The organism is Methylobacterium sp. WL69 (assembly GCF_008039485.1).
In the GTDB taxonomy this organism is placed as follows: Bacteria; Pseudomonadota; Alphaproteobacteria; order Rhizobiales; family Beijerinckiaceae; genus Methylobacterium.
Window position 1 is genome coordinate 15,168 of the sequence record NZ_VRUZ01000014.1, and the last position, 15,803, is coordinate 30,970.

At 57.7% G+C, this 15,803-nt stretch carries 15 protein-coding genes, 1 tRNA gene and 1 pseudogene; 8 read left to right on the top strand and 9 right to left on the bottom strand.

From position 1 onward, the window contains the following. Positions 1-38 precede the first annotated feature (38 nt). Positions 39-566, bottom strand: coding sequence for a MucR family transcriptional regulator (locus tag FV218_RS06575; protein ID WP_147709143.1), 528 nt, complete (start codon positions 564-566; stop codon positions 39-41). A gap of 299 nt (positions 567-865) precedes the next feature. On the opposite strand from FV218_RS06575, the gene FV218_RS23150 reads away from it, so the two are divergent. After that, positions 866-1,123, top strand: a complete 258-nt coding sequence (locus FV218_RS23150) for a hypothetical protein (RefSeq protein ID WP_147709168.1) — start codon at positions 866-868, stop codon at positions 1,121-1,123. Positions 1,124-1,476: 353 nt separating this feature from the next. After that, positions 1,477-1,695, top strand: coding sequence for a hypothetical protein (locus FV218_RS06585; protein WP_187272980.1), 219 nt, complete (start codon positions 1,477-1,479; stop codon positions 1,693-1,695). A gap of 522 nt (positions 1,696-2,217) precedes the next feature. Here FV218_RS06585 and FV218_RS06590 read toward each other — a convergent pair. From FV218_RS06590 to FV218_RS06605, 4 genes are all read right to left on the bottom strand, one after another. Beyond that, positions 2,218-2,850: a hypothetical protein gene (locus FV218_RS06590; protein WP_187272981.1), complete on the bottom strand. Its 633-nt coding sequence runs from the start codon at positions 2,848-2,850 to the stop codon at positions 2,218-2,220. A 9-nt stretch (positions 2,851-2,859) separates the two neighbouring features. Continuing rightward, positions 2,860-3,837, bottom strand: coding sequence for a YncE family protein (locus FV218_RS06595; RefSeq protein WP_147709145.1), 978 nt, complete (start codon positions 3,835-3,837; stop codon positions 2,860-2,862). Positions 3,838-5,206: 1,369 nt separating this feature from the next. Next, on the bottom strand, positions 5,207-5,521 hold the full coding sequence (locus FV218_RS06600) for a hypothetical protein (protein ID WP_147709146.1): 315 nt from the start codon (positions 5,519-5,521) through the stop codon (positions 5,207-5,209). A 23-nt stretch (positions 5,522-5,544) separates the two neighbouring features. Next, positions 5,545-6,018, bottom strand: coding sequence for a hypothetical protein (locus FV218_RS06605; RefSeq protein ID WP_147709147.1), 474 nt, complete (start codon positions 6,016-6,018; stop codon positions 5,545-5,547). A gap of 302 nt (positions 6,019-6,320) precedes the next feature. Between FV218_RS06605 and FV218_RS06610 the strand changes: the two genes are divergently transcribed. Beyond that, complete coding sequence (locus tag FV218_RS06610) at positions 6,321-6,620, top strand: hypothetical protein (protein WP_147709148.1); 300 nt, start codon at positions 6,321-6,323, stop codon at positions 6,618-6,620. A gap of 213 nt (positions 6,621-6,833) precedes the next feature. Here the strand turns inward: FV218_RS06610 and FV218_RS06615 are convergent, their stop codons facing one another. Then, entirely contained in the window at positions 6,834-7,463 is a 630-nt protein-coding gene (locus tag FV218_RS06615; protein WP_147709149.1) for a recombinase family protein, read from the bottom strand. Positions 7,464-7,971: 508 nt separating this feature from the next. Between FV218_RS06615 and FV218_RS23155 the strand changes: the two are divergent. The 5 genes and pseudogenes from FV218_RS23155 to FV218_RS23410 all read left to right on the top strand — a co-directional run. Beyond that, a pseudogene (locus tag FV218_RS23155) lies at positions 7,972-8,106 on the top strand (IS5/IS1182 family transposase); the annotation flags it as partial. Positions 8,107-8,654: 548 nt separating this feature from the next. Next, positions 8,655-9,440 (top strand): GTPase, encoded by a 786-nt coding sequence (locus tag FV218_RS06620; protein WP_147709150.1) that lies wholly within the window; start codon positions 8,655-8,657, stop codon positions 9,438-9,440. A 4-nt stretch (positions 9,441-9,444) separates the two neighbouring features. After that, positions 9,445-9,957, top strand: coding sequence for a hypothetical protein (locus tag FV218_RS06625; RefSeq protein ID WP_147709151.1), 513 nt, complete (start codon positions 9,445-9,447; stop codon positions 9,955-9,957). A 954-nt stretch (positions 9,958-10,911) separates the two neighbouring features. Further along, entirely contained in the window at positions 10,912-11,079 is a 168-nt protein-coding gene (locus FV218_RS22660) for a hypothetical protein (protein WP_187272982.1), read from the top strand. Between the two features lie 5 nt (positions 11,080-11,084). Next, entirely contained in the window at positions 11,085-11,207 is a 123-nt protein-coding gene (locus tag FV218_RS23410) for a hypothetical protein (RefSeq protein ID WP_281407803.1), read from the top strand. Between the two features lie 113 nt (positions 11,208-11,320). Here FV218_RS23410 and FV218_RS06635 read toward each other — a convergent pair whose 3' ends face one another. The 3 genes from FV218_RS06635 to FV218_RS06645 all read right to left on the bottom strand — a co-directional run bounded on the left by FV218_RS06635 (position 11,321) and on the right by FV218_RS06645 (position 15,779). Continuing rightward, positions 11,321-12,058 (bottom strand): class I SAM-dependent methyltransferase, encoded by a 738-nt coding sequence (locus tag FV218_RS06635; protein WP_187272983.1) that lies wholly within the window; start codon positions 12,056-12,058, stop codon positions 11,321-11,323. Positions 12,059-13,953: 1,895 nt separating this feature from the next. Continuing rightward, positions 13,954-14,030 (bottom strand) — tRNA-Arg (locus FV218_RS06640). A 192-nt stretch (positions 14,031-14,222) separates the two neighbouring features. Continuing rightward, on the bottom strand, positions 14,223-15,779 hold the full coding sequence (locus tag FV218_RS06645) for an efflux transporter outer membrane subunit (protein WP_348642016.1): 1,557 nt from the start codon (positions 15,777-15,779) through the stop codon (positions 14,223-14,225). Positions 15,780-15,803 lie beyond the last annotated feature (24 nt).

A 15,803-nucleotide genomic window follows, 5' to 3' on the forward strand; every position in this document is an offset into this window, starting at 1 on the left:
GGTAGGCGGTAGGACCCCGCCTACCGCCACCATCGGCGTCAAGCAGCGACAGCCTTACGCGGACGCCCTGCACGTTTCGGCTTCTCATCAGCCGGCGCCTCAGCAGCCGTTTCTTCGGGTTGGGGAGCCTCAACGGCTTTACCAGTCCCTTTTCGCTGCTGTCCGAGGCCAAGAGCGCGAGCGAGTTCGGAGCGCTGCGCCGAATAGCCGGCAGCGACCATCGGATAATCGGCAGGCAGGCCATGCTTTGCGCGGTAGGCCTCTGGGGTCAGACCACGGATCGTAAGGTGCCGGCGTAGGGTCTTGTAGGGCTTGCCATCCTCGAAGCTGATTAGCGCGTCCGGTGAGATCGACTTCTTGATCTGCGCAGGTGTAGCCTTCTCAGCCTCATCACCTTTTGAAGGGGCGGACCCGCCTGCCGCGAGGTCAATGATGGCCGCGTGCACACTGGCCAACAGCTTGCCAAGCTCGCTCCCGGGAATGGAGTTGTTGGACACAAAAGCTGAGACGATATCGGCGCTCAACTCAACATAATTAACTGCTTGGGTCTTTTCGTTATCGGACATTTCACTTCTTCCGTGCTGGGCAATGATACGAGTTTAACACCCGCACTTACGAAAATATCAATAGGAATTTCCATCAAAAATAACTTCCTAGCTGATTTAAGCCATTTACTGTCCGGAACTGACCGTCATCGGGGGTCGGCTTCGGCATCATCGTCCAAGGGCTCGGTACATCGCCTTAATCCGCGACTGCGCGTGTGCGTTAGCACGTCTAAAATGGAAGAGGCTCCCCATATTAGGTTCAGACAGAGAGAAAAGACCTGAACCCAGGTCAGTCCTGTTAAGGAGCTCATAGAACAGCCATTATGACCCGTATCTCCACCGCAATTGCAGCTCCTATCCTTGGCGTTGCTTCGATCTCGTCCACAATGGCCTCTGAGCGTCCGTCCCGCTACACCTCGTTTGGGTCTCAGGTTGAGACCACGGGTTCAATCTACGCTGCGCCGGAGGCTCGCTCACCGTTCAATTGCCCGATGAGTTCGGCCGCCGAGGGCAACGCCAACCAGCAGAACTTTCCCGTGATGCAGTACGGCCAGACTTCCGGCGGAAACCGCTGCTAAAGGGCGTGAGGAAGGGTTTCTCGATGGCGTTGACCGGGTTCTCGTATCTTATGGCCGGCGTCTTCGTAGCCGGCCTGATCTACACCATCGTTGGCGCGGGCCAGGCAATGATGGGCCTGTAGAGCCGCAGCCGTAGCGACATTAAGGATGACACGACGGCGGGGCGAAAGCCTCGCCGTTTTTCGTGTCGGCCGCAGCGCGCAGTGATCCTACAGCGTTCAGTTTAGCTCCAAAACCTCATTGATAGAATCGATACTGGCTATCGATCTGATCTGTTTGAATGATGGTGCAGTGCGAAGCATATTCCTCTCATGAAACGGGGTAGGCCCCGGCCCATCAGAGGAATCGACATCATGACCGTTCGTACCTTCGTCCTCGCCGCCCTGGCGTCCGTCACCCTGGTGGGCAGCGCGATGGCGGATGAGCGCATCAACATTACGCCGACACTCTATCGCGAGCAGGCGCGTTTCACCGCCGCGGTGCGCCCGGCCTCCGAGCTGACCACTACGCCCTCGCTCACCCCGCGGGCACCCGCGGCCCGTCGCGTCGTCGCTGACGCATCGGCCCGCTAGGCCGGCTTAACGCCCCTCGGTGTCGGGGTGATCGAGTCATAGCGCAGCGGCGGGGTGAAAGCTCCGCCGTTTGACGTTGGGCTATCAGACCTCATCCACGATCAAGAGGCCCAACCGGCGGCCGATGTCAGCCGCTACGATCCCACCCGCTGCAAGCGCCTGAGGGCAGTCGGCATACGCTGGGATGGATCGCAGAACCAGCGTTCGACTGGGGAGGCGGTGGATCGCCCATGCCTATTCGATCTCCAGCCCATCTGTCGCCTCGGCCCTGAGGAAGAGGGCATGGGTCCCTCTACGAACGTCCGCGATGGGTGGATTTCCGACGTTCCGCTATCGAGTAGCGCGGCATTAAAGCAGACATCGCTTTGTTGCCTGCTCTAGACCCTGCTTGAACGTTTGAGCTTGCATCGTCCATCGACCGAAACAGATGGGAAAGCAACCACTTGGCCGCGACGCTCGGTCGAGGCACCAACCCAACCCAAGCGCCGGACCAAACTGGAATCCTTTGCACCTTCGGTATCTCTAACATCCGGAATTTAGTTTAATAAAATCTTTATTAACTATAAATATTCTTGCAATAGTATCGCCGGCTCTTATATGGACGGCTCCTGTCGGTCGAATTGCTATAGAAAATCCCGTTTTGCTCATTCTACTCAATATTTTTGAACTAATTATTCCCTGAACTACGTCTAAACCTTCAAATTCGGCGCCTTGGATCCAAACGTATAAGCCGGTGTCGAGTATAATATCAAATCCAAGACGCCATTCGATTGTGCCTTCGCCATTTGGCAGGAACATGGGCTCCCAGTGATCGTCTACTTTGAAATCAAACAAACGAAGGCCGGATTTTGATTTAAGCCCTATAAACGATTCGCCTCGTCGCCAGACTTCTGCTAAACCTAAAGTCGACATAGTGTTTTCTAGTTCGGAGTCAATGCACTTGAACTGCACGTCATCGATTGGACTAAGTGACACATCAATTGGAGATATAACTGACCAACCTATGGAAGATACGAGCGCAACCGGGGCGCAGTTCGAAGATTTCCGGCCGTTTGCTAGCCACTTGAATTCTTCCTCTGGTATTTCGACCTCTGTTTTGGGCACCATACGCCTCGGGCAGATTGCCCAAGGAAACTTGATATGGAATTGTGTCATAACAAATCTCTATGGCACAACGAATATAGATACGCTGCATGGACCAGCGCCTACACTAATGTCAGAAATTTGAGGTTGCGGATTTGTAAATGCTGCAACAGGCATCGCGGCAAATTGGATCGCTGCAACCGAGTTTGGCTGCCGCCCTGTGGCCATGGTTCTTGCAAATGAGGATGAAAATATAGTTTGCAGTCCTGCATCGTAAATGAGCCCTCTGGGGCCGGGTCCTGCAGGAATTCTGTTTTCTAACGAATTTGATTGAAGATTGATGACGGCAATTTCACTTGTATCTTCTATAGAGACGAAAGCGACGTTACTGTCGGGTGTAAAAGCTGTTCCTCTTGCTCCCTTGTTCGCAACGTCAATATTCGATATTATCTTATCAGTGGATGTATCAATTATTGATATATAATTTGCTTGGTTGTTGGCAGAAATTACCCGCTCACCGTTTGGTGAAACAGCAGCACTATAAGGAGACGCGCCCTTTCCGAGATATATCCGTTCTAACTCTCTGACCTGAGTTGGTTGGCCTGACTTCAATGGCCGCAAATCAATCTTTGAGATGTAGTCAGCCCCTGAGACAGGAACGTAGGCGTAATCCCCAGATGGAGTTATATCGGGATGACGAGGCTCTCTCCCCACTGGAATTTGATAAACCTCCTGTCTCTTATCAAGATCTACAATAGATACCGTATTATCCCCCGCATTTGATACTATTGCGTACCTATCTCCCGGCGTAATTGCGACGCCAATAGGTGCAATTCCGACCTTAATTCGATTAATTTCCCTTAATGAAAGTGCATCTATCTCTGATATAGTATTGCCGGCATGGTTTGCAACAAATCCTCGACCGCTTTTCGTAAATCGTACGGCTCCACGAGGACCATTACCAATAGGTATAACTGCTATTGGTTTGTTATGATCGCCATCAATGTCAATGACTGTTACAGAGCCGCCATCCGTATCAGTCGAAAAAAGAAGCTTCATTCAGGCCTCCTACTAATCGAAGAATTTCAAATTCTGCGATAATGCTAAAGAAACATGATATATTGATCCTGACAAGTCTGAAGCCGCTAATGAAGAATATTTTGGCCGTCCATACGTCCCCTTCGGGCGGCTTTATGACGTCCATGGAGGGGGCGGCTCGTTCAACGACCCGAATGTTACTCTCTACCAAAATGTCGGGGCGTAAGCGGCGTGTGTCGACGTTTTGAATTGATAGTGGCTAGTCGAGCAGCCAGATCGTCCAGTTCATTTTTAGCGCGGACGCATGCACCAAAATCATCGAACTACCGCTGGCCACCCTGAGCCGAAGTTGCTAGACGGCCGACGAATGGCCGCTTCCGTAGAAGCGCAGATGGCTGTTGGCACGGCTAGCATGGGTCGGAAGCGGACCCGGGCCATGGGTTCCATCCGTCAGATTTCCTCCACTAGGAACATCCCATTTCAAACTGGAGGCTCTGGACGCAAGCGTTGTTATACAAAATCGGTGACACCGGGAGACTTCAAACGACCTCGATCAACGGAGCGCCGGCGGGGCCGGCCGCGGACGGGAGAGAACGTCTTTTATGACCTCGTGTTACTGACGACGCGTAGACCTTCTCGGATCACCACGGTACTGGTGCTGCCGGCCGCGGGTGGGGGAGCGCGACATCCGAGACCTCGTACAACCGGAGACGCGTCGACCTTCTCGGATCACCGCGGCACCGGCGCTGCCGGCCGCGGGCGGGGGAGCGCGACATCCGAGACCTCGTACAACCGGAGACGCGTCGACCTTCTCGGATCACCGGGGCACCGGCGCTGCTGGCCGCGGGCGGGGGAGCGCGACATCCGAGAAGTCTTACCACTGACGACGCGTCGACCTTCTCGGATCACCGGGGCACCGGCGCTGCTGGCCGCGGGCGGAGAACGACATCCGAGAAGTCTTACCACTGACGACGCGTCGACCTTCTTGGATCACCGGGGCGCCGGCGCTGCAGGCCGCGGGCGGAGAACGACTTCCGAGACCTCGTACCATTGACGACGCGTCGACCTTCTCGGATCACCGGGGCGCCGGCGGAGGCGGCCGCGGTCGGGAGAGCACGACTTCCGAGACCTCGTACCATTGACGACGCGTCGACCTTCTCGGATCACCGGGGCGCCGGCGGAGGCGGCCGCAGGCGGACGAGAACAACATCGGTGACCTCGTACGACTGATGACGCGTCGACGTTCCTCGATCAGCCGAGCGCCGGCAACGCTGGCGACGCCGGCCGCAGGTGGGAATGAACTATACCCGAAACCTCTTACCATCACCGACGACGCGTCGACCGTGCTCGATCACCGGGTCGCCGGCCGGGCCGGCCGCGCAGCCCCGACTCACCGGTCTTTAAACTGCAATCGGAAGGCAAAGGACGTAGTGAGGTCGGAGAACCAGTAGATCGGTACGTCATATCGCCGGCCGTTATCGTCCTGGTGCAGATCCGTGCGTACCGACCACTGATGTCCATCCTTGTGGCGGACGTTCTCGACCGCCCATTTACGAGCGTCGATCACCCGTAATCGGCGCTCAGCCGGCGTCCGGATCGGCAGTAGCCGGACCTCGTTTTCGCGTGGCCATGCTGGGAGCGGGCCGGTGCGGAGGCGTTCATTGATCAAACGCCACTGCGTCCGCTCCATGGTGTCTGCGATCACGTCGGGATCGTACGGTTTTCGGGTCATCCTGCCATCCCCCGCCGGGCGATCAGCCCTTGGTGGCCGCCCACGCCGTCCAGGGCGCCGTACCACGCCGCCAACGCGGTATCGTCGGCCGTCGCCAGTCCGCCGGTCCCGGCAAACGCCTTGGCCATCGGCTCGACAACGTCGGTCGCCACCAGGGCCATCGGCAGGGCATCGAGCGTGATACCGTGCCGGTGGCCGATCAACTCGGCGTATCGGCCCGGCCGTATCGATCCCAGTGATACGATAGCCATCAGCGTGGCCCGCCAAGCCCCGCCAGGGTCGATCTGAGGCTTCCATACGCCGTAGGACTGGACATCGCGCCAGCGGCTGTCCTGACGCTCCCGATGATGTAGGGCGCGGCCGAGCGCCCGGCGTCTGCGGGCGATCTCTCCGAGCAGCTCATCCGGTGATCTGCACGCCCGCGTGGTCGCCGACGCCAGCATGATCCGGTGAAGACCGGCGATGGCCATTGCAGTCCCGGCGGCCCGATCCTGATCAACGAGCGAACACGCCCATCGGCCAACCGCCTCGCCCAGCACCCGAGCGCGATAGGATCTGCATCGATCACAGGCAGGCGATCTGCACCAGTGCTGGTGGTTTCGCTGTGTGCGAGACCCGCACATTCGAAGCTTATCAAGAAGATGGGCTGATGTGTGTGTTGATCTGAGCAATCTATTTGTGGTTTTCATGGCTCGCTAAATACGTATGTAATTTACGTACTATTTATAAATTTTCGTATGATATTGTTGAAATTGAGGTAATGAAAATGACAATGCGAGAGCTGATCGACATGGTCGATTTTGAAAAGATGCAGCCAAATAGATTGCGAGAGCTGATAGACACTATCGATATTGACCGCGCAAAACCAGAGATGATGCGTGAGATAATTTTATCTCTGAGCGCGCCAATCCCAACAATGCGCAGTGCGATGGAATTAGCTGCGCAATACGGCGACGAGCACGCCGACGAAATCGAACGGCTCGAAGCTGGAAAGCTTGCCGCACAGGCTGACAAGCTCAGGGCTGATGCGCAGGCCGCGCGTCAGCGTGCTGGGATCAAACGCATTAGCTGATTGCCAGACCCAATGATCTTGAAGGCCGCCGTCATCGTTACATCGCGTGTCTTGCTGTACCAGCCTACAGTACGATGCTGGCTATCGTACAAGCGGACGCTGTCTCCTTCGTCGCGAAGATATGCGATCTTGCGTCCATCGCGATCCTTGATAATATCGTTCACGGCAATCTCCTGAACAAGCATTATGCTTTCGTAATTCAAAGCGTCCATATCAATCGACAACCTCAATAGGCTTTGCTCGCTTAGCAATTTTGGCGATGGTAGCCCGGCTACAGCCTGTCGCGTGCTGTACCTGAGACCAAGACATGCCTCTCACAAGCATGTCGGCAATCCCGGCGTTGCGCTTGGCATCCTCGGGTCGCCCTTTGTAGCGCCCGGCAGCCTGTGCCTTAGCCTGCCCCTGCGCCTGCCGGCGACGGCGATCCTCGTAGTCTTTGCGGGCGACGGCGGCGAGCACGTCGAGGAGCATTCCGTTTACCGCATCGAACATGCGGGGGGTGAACTCATCGGTGGTAGCCACGGCCATCATGTATGATGTCGGCAGATCGAGCGATACTACCCGGATATGGCGCGCGGAGATCTCAGCCTTCAACTCTGCCCAATCAGCCGTCGTAAGGCGCGTGAGGCGGTCAACAGCCTCTACAAGAATCACGTCGCGGGGGCGGGCATCCTTCAGGAGGCGGAAAAGCTCCGGCCGTTCTAGCTTCGAACCGGAATCGTTCTCCACGTAGAACGTCGAGATCGTGAGACCGCGCTCGGATGCGAAGGCTTCAAGCTGCGCCTTAGCTCGGGTCGCGTCCTGCTCGTTGGTGGATGCCCTGAGATAAGCCCGAACGAACATTCGATCCCCTTCGGTTCACTATGGATGGTTCATATCTCAGCGGTTCACTTAGAATGGTCAAGCGGCTTTAATTGAACCATCCATAAGGCAGTGTGCGAGAGGCATACCCAAACCAGACTATGCAGATTGGCTGCTCAGGCTTGTCAGGGTGCCAGTCGGATTACGATGAACACGAACCCCCATCGCTACTGCCGCCGTCGCACGAGGCACTGCTACTATCTGAACTCGTGAACTGACCCATCCACTGTCCGCCGCTTCCAGACCTATGGCATAGGCGACCGTCCGTTAGAGCGCAGATGATGAGCGAGGCACCAAGTAACGGCGCAACACACCCGGCCATAAAAAAATGACCGGCGATGCCGTCGAACGGCTTCTGAGGCGGTCCGTAAACTTCATAGTATCCGACAGCAGCCATTAGCCCGCCTGCTATCAAAATCACGATGCCAAGAACCAACCTCCCTGGCACTCGACCCTTGGTCGCCTGATTATCGACCATGCGATCACCCCTTTGGTTTGGACGCCGGACATACGTCGGCAGCATAGCTGCGGCGGCCCGTGCTACGAAACTGATCTAACTGATGGCGAATGGGCCGTGATCGCGCCGCTGCTGCCGGAGCAGCCCTCGTGCGGTCGTCAGCCTGTCTAGACGATGCAAGAGATTCTGAACGCGATATTTAGGTGCCGCGCGGCGGCATCGATGGCCATTCGGCTGGCTAACCTGATCATCGCCGTGAGGCCGGACCCGCGGCCGCTCAATCAGATCATGCAGGATTGGAGCCGCGACATGTTCCGCACCGCAGGCGTAAAGGCTACCGTGCTTGGGGCGCCGTCGACCTAGCCCTGGCATGCCACATGCAATTATGGATGAGCCCCATGGGTGGGGCATCCTTCTTCCAGAACCACTGCACCCGCCCGGCTCCGGCCGCGGCGGGCTTCATGTTTCTCCGGGGCCGATTCGGTGTTGATCCGTGGGCGAAATTCCGTTCACGAGTTGAAACTTTTGGCGGCAGTTTCAACTCGCGGCGAAAGAAGTGGTGCCGGTTGCGGGACTTGAACTCGTGACCTACCGCTTACAAGGCGGTTGGTCTGGTATTGCACGTTATCACAGACTGTCTTGACTTTTAGACCCATCAATCGATTAAATGTACTCAAGCGAGGATTTGCAGCGCAAGTGATATAAGGGGGACATTTATGTCGGGAACGGGTGCGGAGGCAATAATTCCAATTGGTAGCGAAATTCATAAGTATTTATTAAATACTGGATCTTACGAGAAAGTTTTTAAATTCTGGAAATTAAAGAACGCCTATCCAATTGTTGTTGTTGGCGCAAGTGGAACAGGCAAAACCGCATTACTTAGATCTCTGGCGGGTCTGCCAGCCTACGTAAGACGTGAGGATCGGACAGATGAAGTTATTAGCGCTAAAGCAAAACTTGGTGAGTTGTACCTCAATATTATAGATACGCCCGGGGAGAAAGAACACTCCTCGAAAAGGGAAATTGCATTCCGCGACCTTATGCGGAAAAAGTCCGTAGGCATTATTAATGTAGTATCTCACGGGTACCACGAAGGCAAAGCCCTTCTGTCCGATGTTGTATCTCCAGAAAATCAGATAAAAGAAAGCTTTCTGCAAAGTAGACGTGAGGTCGAGCTAGGACTCATTAACGAATGGCTCGGACCATTGTGCGGTCGAGGTGGGGCAGTTCAATGGGTGGTTACTGTTGTTACAAAGGCAGATCTTTGGTGGGAAAATTCAGCCGATCAATCAGTTGTTCGGTATTATGAATCAGAGCCCTACACACTAGGGTTTTCACAGAATTCAGAAGTTGCGCATAGCGTACGATCATTTTCTGCTATAAACCATCTATTCTATAACAGAATCCCCATGTCAGGGTTTTACTCAGATGCGAAAAAGCTCGAAGATCGAACGGCTTTAATTGCGCACATCCTCTCCAAAGCCGCTGAACACGCAGGTTAAGGGCATGTCTGAAGTGACAAACTACGAGATAGACTATGAAGATCAGCAAGAGGTCCAAAAAGTAATACTTCTATTGGAAAGAATAACCAATGGAATGAAGCAGAGCGCAAATGCAATATTCCTTGCTACTTTTGCTCATTTCGTCTTCCTGCTAGGTATTTTTGTAACAGTTTTTACGGTTATAGATGGGAAGGCAACGGGGCTGTTTTATCTGTTAGCCATCAGCGTTGAAGCATCCCTTCTATTCTTTTCGATAGGACATTTGTACGCCTTTGAGCAAACGATAAAACAAGGGAATGTGTATTACCAAGAAATAAGCGATTCATTCGAATGGAATTCGTCACCTCCTAGTGGAAAATTGGCTGCGCGAGTAATATTGAAGAACTTCGTTATCAGCGGAGACCTACCATTCATCTCTGGTAGTAAGGCCTCAGTTATTGCCTATGTATTTTCTAATTTTGGTTTTACATTTATGGTTGGATGGTTATTGTTTCGCACAAAGGCAATGTTTCCTTGAAGGGAAGCCCGCGCGGGTGAAGGGCGACGGCGCGGAAGGCTTCTAAGTCCCGGCCTCAAGCAAGCACCTCGGTGCTGGGCTTTGTTGCCACGGGCTTCGGTTCGGTGGGGCCGAACGGAATAATGGATCAGGAGGGTAGACGGCAAGCGTCTGATGGTGCTGCGTTGGATAGGGGCGCGTCCAACGCATCTCCATGAAATCAATGACTTGCCTGTGCCTCTTATTCAGCGGGTCCGATGGGGTAGCCCCCTTCTGCGTCCACCAGTTAGCTCAGCCTTCTTGCAACCAATGTCTCGAAGGCGTTGGGTTGTCGTTGGAGCAAGGCGGTGATGCCCCATTTTCGGATCGCCTGATCACATGTAGCTGCCACGCCGACAAGCAGCAGGGCGCGGGCGCGGCGGTCACCCAGGCTCTCGCCCAGAGGAGCGAGAACCTGCCGGAGCCGGCAGATCGTCAGGCCTCGGTGTAGCGCTGAGCGCTGCCGTGCCAATTGGGCAGGCCCTCATCACAACTCACGGCCAGGAACGGCTTTAGCGGAGCGCGATTCCCCCCTGGTGATCGAGTTGCGAGAGGAATTCGCCACTCCGATCTAGGCGGCGCCGAGTGCCTGATCTTCGACAAGGCCGCGCGCACGCGCCTGACCCGGCATCTTGGCGGACCGCGCAGCCTGCGCATGGTCGAGCCCTCGCCTGATGTCTACGCGGTGGTGGCGGACGATGGAAGCCTCGTCACCGCAGCGTAGCAGCGCCGTCATCATCGCCGATAGGCGCGCGGCGTGTTAACGTTGACGATTGGCCAATCGCGCTGACGGATCGCTGATCATCACGATACTCCCCTATGTACCCCCGCCGCTTCGCCGTCTCGATTTCCGATGGATCACGGGGCGCAGCAGGCATGAGGATGACGAGAGCCCCATCGTTTCACATACGACCATGCGGATATCGAACCAGTCCCGTGACCTGGGTCCATGTGAGCCATCCGTCCGGACTCAACGGCTATTACGGGGCATGGATGGCTGGTGATCCCGCGACGAAGCAGGGCCGCAAGCGTCGTCTGGCGATGGAGGCGGTGTCCAACGTGTCCGGTGCTCGCGATGCGAGCCTCGCGACGGAAGAACTGTGATCGCGATGGCGAATCGTCAGACCCTGAAGGACGCGCGGTTCCGCGTGCTCAGCTACCTCGACATGGATTTGGAGAAGGGCAGACCCTCTCCGAGGCGCAGGGTCGCCGATCCGGGCGAGCGGCGCTGAGTGCTTGATCTTCGATAAGGCCGCGCGCAGTCTCTGACCCGGCGGCCCGCGCAGCCTGCGCATAAGCCTATCTTTGACCGAAAGGCGTTCGAGTCCGCTCGTCCGCTTTTGGCTCAGCCGCGCTTCGTGACAGTCAGATAGACCACCGCATCGAGCGGGTCCGTCCATACCATCACGTCCGCCTGATCTTGCGGAAGGTTCGTTGTCAGGACCAGCATGTCGCTGGACGTGCGATAGATCAGCCGCCAATCCATCACGAGGTCCATGTAGCCCTGCTCGACGATGGTAGGCAGGTAATTGGCAATGGACAGGGTACCGCCGGGGCGAAGGGCGGTGAAGGCGGTCTCGACCACCTTCCGACCAATCCGAACATCGAGGTAGTCGAACAGGCCAGACGCATAGATGCCGTCGTAGGTCTCGCCCCATGCGCGTCTTCGAATAAAGTCGATCACCGAGTCGTTCCGCACGGTCACATTGGGCAAAGCAAGAGAGCGCTGTGCCTCAGCAACGGCGAGCGGGTCACTGTCGATACCCGTGAGGTTCACGGCACCATCCGTAACCGCTCTGGAGAACTTGGCTTCCCTCATGTGACCGCACGCAATGGCGAGCACGTCAGCCTTGCCACCTTGTTCTGAGGTCACTCGGTCGATGAATGCCCCGTAGTAGCCCCGACGGAATCTTACGGACTCACACGATGGGAAGCGCATCAGTGTTTCGAACAGAAACCGGCCCGTACTTGTCTCGGCTTCTGCTCCACTACGATGACCGTAAAACAGGTCGATCAGTGAGGCGTCGCCCGCGAATCCACGAGGTTTCGTAAAGGCGTGATGGGTGTAAGGGTCTTCGAGCAACAGAGAGAAGGTTCGATGTCTACGAACGAATGACTGTGCTCGCAAAAAAGAGTCTTCGTCTCCCAGACTAGACCGAACACTTTGGAGTTCGTAAAGCGCGAATGTGAGACTGTCAGTATCGAAACTTGATGCGAATTCACCAATATCATTAAGCGCTATATTAAGATCACTAAACGTTCTGATTAGTTGATTATCGGCTCTGACGTGATCCATTAACCACACCTGACTACTACCACAGCTCTTGAACTTGCCTTGCATATTAGGCTGCGAATGGCAAGTCACGAAACTACTCACTCCCTTGCATTTGCTGCGCCAGATTGTCTTGGAACGGTGCATGGCGAAACGGAATGGTGATTGTTCTCCGAAGTGATCACCCAGCAGACTCGATCAGGCTGTTTTCTGTCCGACCGCCCAGAGAGACGCTCGGCACTCGCACAAGGCGCGAGACCCGCAGAGCCTTCTCCACAGATAGCGACGTTTCACCGGTGAAATTTACGGCGGACCGAGGGCGGATCGGGGCTCGATAGCGCGAGGATCGATCTTTTCGACGGATGAAAATTTCACGCGTGAAATTTCGAGACCCTCATTGAGGCGGTTTTCGATTTTGAGGAGCTTGGCATCGATCCGACGACGCTGACGTTCGAACCTATGTCGGAGCCCGCACCGATCACCCCTGACCAAATCGGGGCTGTCGAGTAGATCGAGTAGACCGAGGACGCTTCGTTTACCCTCACTATCGCGGGGTCGAAGGAAGGGCTCGCCAACGCCTTCGAGGTCGCGACCGAGGCGGTCGAGGTCACCGTCCGGAGCTGAAAAGAGAGCGGATCTCGGATTGGTGCATACGGGATGCGCCACCCCGAGATAGCCATCGGCCCCAAGTTCATTTCACCGGTGAAATTCACGATGGCCCGGCGGATCGGGGCTCGATAGCGCGAGGATCGATCTTTTCGACGGATGAAAATTTCACGCGTGAAATTTCGAGACCCTCATTGAGGCGGTTTTCGATTTTGAGGAGCTTGGCATCGATCCGACGACGCTGACGTTCGAACCTATGTCGGAGCCCGCACCGATCACCCCTGACCAAACTGGGGCAGCCGAAGAGATCGAGCAGAGCGAGGACGCTCCGTCCACGTTCACCATTGCGCTGGCGAAGGAAGGGCTCGCCAACGCCTTCGGGATTAGACCGATACAGTTGAAATCACCATCCGAGGCTTAAAAGAGAGCCTACTCGGGGTGATGCATCTGGGATGCACCACTTCGAGATAGCCATCCGCCCCGAGTTGATTTCACCGGTAAAATTCATGACGGATGAGAATTTCATTCGTGAATTTGCCAACGCGGAATGCCGGCCTCAAAACAGTAGCTGGCGCTGAAGAAATTCCCGGCGAACATAGCGCAGCCCATGGGGATCGAACCGCCTATCTGGCCAAACGGCGACACCAAGGGCGCAGGCGCTCGACGTAGGCATCAGGCCACAGCGACGGTGAGACGGTCCAGTACGGCTCGCTGGCACTTACTTGCGCGCTCGGCTACTTCAGCCGTCGCTCGTGCGAGATCCGCGATTTAGGACACGAGGGCGTCCGCACGATCACGTTCCTGGCACCGTTCGGTACGCGCAGCGTCGAGATCGAGTATCGCCCCCGTGATGTTGTCTTCATGGCCGAAGCGCTGCTAGCGGAGATCTCCGTGGACTGACAGGCCTGCGAGACACCGGTCTGGCACAAAGAATCGCCCCGCGACCTGCGACAGCAGCGGTACTCAGCCTGGACGAAATACTGGACGTTTTCCGCCCCGAACCAGGGTTCTCAAACCGTTTCCAGCCTGAAAAGAGCCCCCGACTCTCTCGCGGTGCCAAGGTTGGCAAACGCTAAGAGACTGCGGAAGCTCAAGAAATTTGGCGCACCCGACACGATTCGAACGTGTGACCTTTGCCTTCGGAGGGCAACGCTCTATCCAGCTGAGCTACGGGTGCTGACCGTGCCGATTTCCTAGCCCAAGCCGCGCCGGGGCGCAACGGGTTTGCGCGCGGATGCGTGCGGAGGGGACGCTTGAGAAAGCCCTCGCCATCGGCCCGGCCCATCGCCGGCGGGCGCGCACGAAGGCACCCGGCGCTGGAGGGACCGGAGGGATATCACGCCGTTCGAGGGGGTTTGGGCGCCAGGGCCTAGAGGAAGGGGGCCGGGTCCTTCTCGCGGCGCGGGGGCCGGACGTCGTTGCGGTTCCACCAGCCGCCGCCGAGCGCCTGGAACAGGGCCGCCGTGTCGGCGTACTGGTTGGCGCGCGCGCCCGCCGAGGTCACGATGGCCGACAGGTAGGATTGCTGGGCGATGAGCACCTGCGTGCTGTTGATGGCGCCGGCCGAATACTGCTTGCGGATGAGGTCGAGGCTCTGGCTCGTCGCCTTTTCGGCGGCAGCCGCCGCGGCCACGGCCTGGGCGTCGGATTGCAGCGCCCGCAGGGCGTCGGCGACGTTCTGGAAGGCGCCGATGACCACGGCGCGGTACTGGGCCTGGGCCTGGTCGAGGGTCTCCTCCGCGGCGCGCTGGCGGCGGAACAGGGTGCCGGCGTCGAAGATCGGCTGGGCCACGGTGCCGACGATGCCGTAGAAGCTCGCCGCCGAACTCGCGAGCTGGGCGATCCGCACGGCGCTCGACCCGCCATTGGCCGTGATGTTGAACTGCGGCAGGCGGTTGGCGACGGCGACGCCGACCAGCGCGCTCGCCTGCTGCACGTTGGCTTCCGCCGCCTTCACGTCGGGGCGCTGCTGCACGAGGTGCGACGGCAGGCTCACGGGGAGCCGGGTCGGCAGGCGGAGCGACGCGAGGGTGAAGGTCTGGGTGACCTCCTCGCTCGGGAACCGCCCGACGAGGGCGGTGAGCAGGTTGCGCTGGATCGCGAGCTGCTTTTCGAGCGGCGGCAGCAACTGCATCGACACCGAGAGCGCGGCCTGCTGCACCACCACGTCGGCCCCGGCGATCTGCCCGAGGGACAGCTGCTTGTTGTAGAGGGTCAGCACCTCGGTCTGGGCCTGGATCACCCGCTTCGTCGCGTCGATCTGGGCGCGGAGCGACGCTTCCTGGATCGCCGCCAGCACCACGTTGGCGGTGAGCGACAGGTAGGCGGCCTCGAGCTGGAAGCGCTGGTTCTCGGCCTGGGCTTCGAGCGACTCGATCTGGCGCCGGTTGCCGCCGAACACGTCGGGGGTGAACGAGACCGTCACCTGCGGGGTGTAGAGGCTGTAGAACAGCTGGCGCTGGTCGTTGAGCGGGCTCTGGAGCTCGCCGCCGGGCACCTTCTGGCGCGAGCCGAGGCCGTTGAAACCCACCTGCGGGAACAGGGTGCCGCGCTGGGCCTCGACGTTCTGCTGGGCGATGCGCAGGGCCGCCTGGGCGGCGTCGAGGTTGGGGTTGTTGGCGAGCGCCTCCTCCACCAGCCGGTTGAGGGCGGGGGAGTGGAACAGCGTCCACCACTGGCCCGGCACGTCGGCGCCGGCGATGAAGTTCTGGTCGGCCGAGCCGCCCTGGCGCGTCGTCACCTTGTCGGTGGCCGTCGGGTTGGTCAGGGGCTCGCGGGTGTAGCGGCTCACCGGCGGATCGGCGGGCGGCACGAAATCCGGGCCGACCATGCAGCCGGCGAGGCCCGCCGCCAAGCCGGAGACGAGGGCAGCGGCGCAGGCCGTGCGCAGGAGCGCCATCCCGGATCCGTTCGTGGTGCGTCGCATGGTGTGGCCGATCCCGCCGGACAT

Bases quoted from the DNA above. Each gene is read 5' to 3' on its own strand.
- FV218_RS06610 (WP_147709148.1), top strand. From the start codon at position 6,321: ATGCGAGAGCTGATCGACATGGTCGATTTTGAAAAGATGCAGCCAAAT.
- FV218_RS23410 (WP_281407803.1), top strand. From the start codon at position 11,085: ATGGCGAATCGTCAGACCCTGAAGGACGCGCGGTTCCGCGTGCTCAGC.
- FV218_RS06605 (WP_147709147.1), bottom strand. From the start codon at position 6,018: ATGGCCATCGCCGGTCTTCACCGGATCATGCTGGCGTCGGCGACCACG.
- FV218_RS06595 (WP_147709145.1), bottom strand. From the start codon at position 3,837: ATGAAGCTTCTTTTTTCGACTGATACGGATGGCGGCTCTGTAACAGTC.
- FV218_RS06645 (WP_348642016.1), bottom strand. From the start codon at position 15,779: ATGCGACGCACCACGAACGGATCCGGGATGGCGCTCCTGCGCACGGCC.
- FV218_RS06615 (WP_147709149.1), bottom strand. From the start codon at position 7,463: ATGTTCGTTCGGGCTTATCTCAGGGCATCCACCAACGAGCAGGACGCG.
- FV218_RS06625 (WP_147709151.1), top strand. From the start codon at position 9,445: ATGTCTGAAGTGACAAACTACGAGATAGACTATGAAGATCAGCAAGAG.
- FV218_RS06585 (WP_187272980.1), top strand. From the start codon at position 1,477: ATGACCGTTCGTACCTTCGTCCTCGCCGCCCTGGCGTCCGTCACCCTG.
- FV218_RS06620 (WP_147709150.1), top strand. From the start codon at position 8,655: ATGTCGGGAACGGGTGCGGAGGCAATAATTCCAATTGGTAGCGAAATT.
- FV218_RS06590 (WP_187272981.1), bottom strand. From the start codon at position 2,850: ATGACACAATTCCATATCAAGTTTCCTTGGGCAATCTGCCCGAGGCGT.
- FV218_RS06575 (WP_147709143.1), bottom strand. From the start codon at position 566: ATGTCCGATAACGAAAAGACCCAAGCAGTTAATTATGTTGAGTTGAGC.